We start from the raw sequence: 3,777 nt of genomic DNA, 5'->3' as shown, positions 1-3,777 counted from the left end.
CGCGCATCACGATGCCGTGACGGTTCTCCTCGGCGGTCCAGCGACCGACCCAGGTGCCCCAGGCGCCGTCCTGGGAGAAGTTCTCCGCGATTTCGCGGTGGTACGACGGAAGGTTGTCCTCGGTGAGGAGGTTGGTGATCATCGCCGCCTTGGCGACCTCTGAGAGCTTGCTCTGCTCGGGGTCGTAATCCACCCCGCCGAGTGCGGCGAAGTTGCGGCCCTCGTCCCACGGCACGTAGTCGTGTGGATGCCACTCCTTGGCCATGGAGATGTGCCGGTTCACGTTGTCTTCCGCAACCGGAACGAGCTCCTGGAGCAGTTCCAGCTGTGTCAGATCCCTCGCCATTACATTGCCTCCATACATTGCTGATAACCGGACCCAGCTTACGGCACCGTAACTTGGCTGTGAACTCCCTCGAGTTTCGGGCGCGCCACGGTTGCCAGCTGGTAGTTCGGAGAATTTCCCCCCGGGCCAGTTCGTTCCCCGGCATCGAACCGTTACCGAGTGTACGACCGTGCACGAGACGTATGGGGTAACGCAGCTGTGTATGCGCTGTGAACGTCGAGCGACACCTTCGCGGTGTGGTGAGGGGAACACCCGGCGGAAGAAAAAAGTGCCCCCAGTAGGACTCGAACCTACGACCTGCGGATTAAAAGTCCGTAGCTCTACCAACTGAGCTATAGGGGCGCGGATCGAAAGCATAGTGGGTGGTTCTCATCCGGCGATCACGCGCCCCCTGAGCCCGGCGACCCGAAGCTGCGGTCGATATTCGCCGACCGCCGCGGCGGTCGGCGATTGGGCGACCGCTGCCGCGGTCAGCGGCCGAAGCTGCTGCAACCGTCGGGGGCGGGTAATCCGGCGAGTCGGTCGTCGATCCAACGGTGCGAGCCGGGTAGGCCCGATACAGCGACGATCATGTGTTCGCCGACGTACTCCTCGAGTCTGACCTGTGCCCCGCCAGCACACCATTCGTCGTACAGACGTTCGGAGCCTTCCTTCGGGATCCAGAACTCGTGTATCCCCTGGTAGATGAAGACGGGTGCCGACGGCACCAGGTTTCCTCCCATGCGTGTCTCGCGAATGATGCGCTCCGCGATCGGGGTGCGGTCGACGGCGGGCACGTCGGATAGCGCCTGCACGGTGATGGGCGCGACGAGACCACCCGGTGCGAGGAGGTAGACACACATGTCCTTGGCGATCTGCGCGAGGCGGAGCCCGTTCGCGTTCATCAGCGAGAACATTTCCGGGTATTCACGTGCGACGCCCATCGCGGCGGTGAGAAACAGAGTCGATGCGCCGTTTCGGCCGTTCATCGATTCGAGGAGGAGGCGGTAGTCGATGGGAGCACCGCCGAATGCGGTACCGACGAGGTTCACCTCCGGGGCGTAGCTCGGGGCGAGTTGCGCGGCCCAGCCGGAGGCAATCGCTCCACCGGAATAGCCAGTCATCGCGATCGGTGATTGTGCGGGTAGGCCGAGGTGCGGGAGTCGGACCATGGCGCGCAATGAGTCGAGGACGGCATGCCCTGCCATGCGACCCGCGGCATATGCCTGACGTGGACCCTGGTGGTCGGTGACGACGACGGCGTAGTTCTTGGCCAGAAACAGTTGCACCGCAGCGATTTCCGGGGCGATGCCGCGGGGAAGTGTCCACGACGGCGCACACGTGTGGCCCAGCGAGTCGATGGCCATGTTGTACGCGACAACCGGCCGCGTTCCCGCTCCCGTCCAAGGAGCGGCCGGGACGATGACGGTGGTTGCGCCCGCGACGGGCCGATCCTTCGAGTCCGTCGTGCGGAACAAGATCTGCGTCGACGACACCGGAGTCAGCAAGGGGCCGACGGTCACCGTCCTGGTGGCCAAAGCCGTTCCTGGAGTGGTTGATTCGTAGCCTGGCGGGGGATCGAAGAACGGTTCGCCGAGTGGGGTTGCCGCGGCGAGTGCGGGGTCCTGCGCCGGCGTCAGAAAGTCGCTCACGGGGTCGGCCGCGCTGGACGATGCGAGTGCGGCAGCAACGATCACCGTCATCGCCAGGGTCAACAGCGTGGTCGACGATCGGGTTGTTGCCGAGCGTATGGAGAAGTGCTGAACGGTCATGCTCTCACCTGGATCCGTGTCCGCGAGCCCGAAATGTGTTGTGGATCACAGTAGGGCGGAGCGGTGGCGTGGGATGGTCAGACGTGCCGGTCGAGCCGCAACCGTTATACGAACCCCGTTCGAGAAACATTCCTGCGCAACGGAATCCGACTACGAGGACAGTTGGTGTAGTCGGTTCGGCGGTTTGCGCCGAACCGGCCGGTCGAATCGGTCGATTGCTCGGGTTCGCCGTCTCGTTCATCACCCGATCGCAGAATTGGACCGAGGCGCGGCGGGACCGGGTGCCGGTGCATCAGGCGAACGTGTGGCGAACGTCCCAAAGTCGAGACGCCCGCGCGGAGACGGTTTACAGTAGCGGGCAGTTTGTAAACTCGGCCGATCGCCCTGTTCGAGGTGACGAAGGCGATCGGTGGAACGTTCGGACGGGCTCGACCGTTCGACAGACGGATGGCCCGAGTGCGCACCCCCTGCGGCGCACTCGAGCCGGTTGGATCGTACCACTTGGATTGTTTACTGCTCGGCGAGGTTTGTCCGATTTATTGTTCTTCGCGCATGTGAGCAGGTCGAGGGTCGTATCGAAGCCGGTTTCGTCAAGTAGGCTCGAGTAGCGGATTGCCTGCTGATGGATGCGGGTGGCGTGGGTTCGGAGGCACGAAGGTAATGGCACAACAAGAGCGCGCAAGGAGAACCCGAGCGGCGATCGTCGAAGCTGCGGCGTCGGAGTTCGCGCGCCGCGGGTATGCGGCGGCATCCGTCAACACCATCCTCGAGGGCTCCAACGCCACGAAGGGTGCGATGTACTTCCACTTCCAATCCAAGGAAGATCTGGCGAGGGCAGTGTTGAACGCGGCGCTGGACGAGTATGTCGCCATCACCGAGCGTTGGAAGTCGTCGACTCTTCATCCGTTCGACGTCATCCACGGCATCATCGACGACATCGCCCGCGGATTTCAGGACAACGTGATCGTGCGAGCGGAATTCCGGCTGATCGTCGAGCCCGAGTTCTACGGCGAGGTGCAATCCGGCGGCGGTCGCGTGTGGGGGATGGCGGGATACGAGCTCGCCCGACGCGCCCAGGAAATGGGAGATCTGCTACCCGACTTCACGCCGGAGAAGTTCATCCGGGTGCTCGCGGCGTCGTTGGCGGGCCAGCGCTACATGGCCGATCTCGTGTCCAACAGCGGTGATTTGCGGCGGATGTTCGAGGAGTCCCTGGAGGTCGTTCTCTTCGCGATGGCGGCTCCCGGCTGGTTGGACGAATGGCGGGTTCGAGGGTGGATCGCCGTGGACCCGGAAGTCGTCCAAAGCGGCTCTGACCTGCCGGTTTGAGTTTTCTGCGCGAAGTGTCCTAAGCTATGCGAGCTCCCAACGGAACGCCGTTGAGGGTAACGCAGAGCAGTTCGAACGTGAGCAGTTCGGCGAGCCCCCTTCGTCTAGCGGCCTAGGACGCCGCCCTTTCAAGGCGGTAGCGCGGGTTCGAATCCCGTAGGGGGTACGTAGGAAAAGGTCGGAATTGACAATCCGACCTGCAGTGCAGCAGTCTCTTGCAGGCCGCAGCGAACGGAAGTGGGGCGATCACCTGCTAACGTATGCGGCGGAAGTTTCCCAGCCAGGGAAGCCTGCGAAAGTCTGTAGTAAGAAAGTTTCACAGCTAGGCCCTGTGGCGCAGTTGGTTAGCGC

Annotated in this window: 3 protein-coding genes and 2 tRNA genes; 2 read left to right on the top strand and 3 right to left on the bottom strand. The window is 63.2% G+C overall.

Going from position 1 to position 3,777, the window contains the following annotated elements:
• The 3 genes from WBQ44_RS06080 to WBQ44_RS06070 form a co-directional block, all read right to left on the bottom strand.
• Positions 1 to 346, bottom strand: a 346-nt coding sequence (locus WBQ44_RS06080) for an acyl-ACP desaturase (protein ID WP_495565827.1), incomplete at its 3' end; no start/stop codon positions are given.
• 269 nt (positions 347 to 615) lie between these two features.
• A tRNA-Lys gene (locus tag WBQ44_RS06075) sits at positions 616 to 688 on the bottom strand.
• A 128-nt stretch (positions 689 to 816) separates the two neighbouring features.
• Positions 817 to 2,097 carry a lipase family protein gene (locus WBQ44_RS06070; protein WP_495565826.1) on the bottom strand — a complete coding sequence of 427 codons (1,281 nt, stop codon included), beginning with the start codon at positions 2,095 to 2,097 and terminating at the stop codon, positions 817 to 819.
• A gap of 660 nt (positions 2,098 to 2,757) precedes the next feature.
• On the opposite strand from WBQ44_RS06070, the gene WBQ44_RS06065 reads away from it, so the two are divergent.
• Positions 2,758 to 3,426, top strand: a complete 669-nt coding sequence (locus WBQ44_RS06065; RefSeq protein WP_495565825.1) for a TetR family transcriptional regulator — start codon at positions 2,758 to 2,760, stop codon at positions 3,424 to 3,426.
• Positions 3,427 to 3,519: 93 nt separating this feature from the next.
• Positions 3,520 to 3,592: transfer RNA gene (locus tag WBQ44_RS06060), tRNA-Glu, on the top strand.
• The last annotated feature ends 185 nt before the right edge of the window (positions 3,593 to 3,777 follow it).

The sequence above is a fragment of the Rhodococcus sp. (in: high G+C Gram-positive bacteria) genome (genome assembly GCF_049591685.1).
Taxonomy (GTDB): Bacteria; Actinomycetota; Actinomycetes; order Mycobacteriales; family Mycobacteriaceae; genus Rhodococcoides.
Note: the sequence above shows the minus strand (reverse complement) of the source record. Positions and strands in the feature narration are given on the sequence as shown.

Excerpts from the sequence above, each read along its gene's own strand:
- WBQ44_RS06065 (WP_495565825.1), top strand. The coding sequence starts at position 2,758 with ATGGCACAACAAGAGCGCGCAAGGAGAACCCGAGCGGCGATCGTCGAA.
- WBQ44_RS06070 (WP_495565826.1), bottom strand. The coding sequence starts at position 2,097 with ATGACCGTTCAGCACTTCTCCATACGCTCGGCAACAACCCGATCGTCG.